General features: G+C 40.3%; 1 protein-coding gene. It reads left to right on the top strand.

Going from position 1 to position 608, the window contains the following annotated elements:
* Positions 1-224: 224 nt before the first annotated feature.
* The coding region (locus R8O11_RS29270) for an AI-2E family transporter (protein WP_412035093.1) at positions 225-608 on the top strand (384 nt) is incomplete at its 3' end.

The following is a 608-nucleotide window of genomic DNA, read 5'->3' as shown; positions in this document are numbered from 1 at the left end:
TTTTCTTCTCACTCTGACACTTCTTGTCACCGTTACAACAACCCATTTTTCTATCTCTTGATTGATAACTGCCTGATTTGTGGTCATTATAACAAGGTCCGTTGCACCTTCCCAATTCGGCTATGTCATAAGCTTGAAAGAATCGTCGGTGCAAAGTAATAAAGGTTTCGCGCTGATATCAACGCGAGCCATTGTAAACGTCATCCGTAAGTTGGATTTATCTCATGCCAAACAACGTAAAAATCACGTCGAGTCATCGTGTATTAATGATCGCTCTACTCGCCGCTGCTTTTGCTTGCTATTTATTGGTCGAGCCTTACATCAATTCGATCGTAATGGCTTTCATTATCTCACTGCTTATGTTTCCTGTGCATGAGTGGTTTGAGCGTAAAATGCCAAAACACAAAAATTCGGCATCGCTGCTCACGTGCGTAGTTTTGACTTTCATTATTGTCATTCCACTACTGTTTGTGTTTGCTGCAATTGTTCAACAAGGCTCTGTTTTTTCTAAGAATACATACAAATGGGTCACCAATGGTGGCATTCAAGACATCTTCCAACATCCTTGGGTTATCAAAGGTCTATCTATTGTTAATGAGTACTTACCT

Source organism: Vibrio sp. 1288 (genome assembly GCF_033344475.1).
This window is presented reverse-complemented; position numbering and strand designations above follow the sequence as displayed.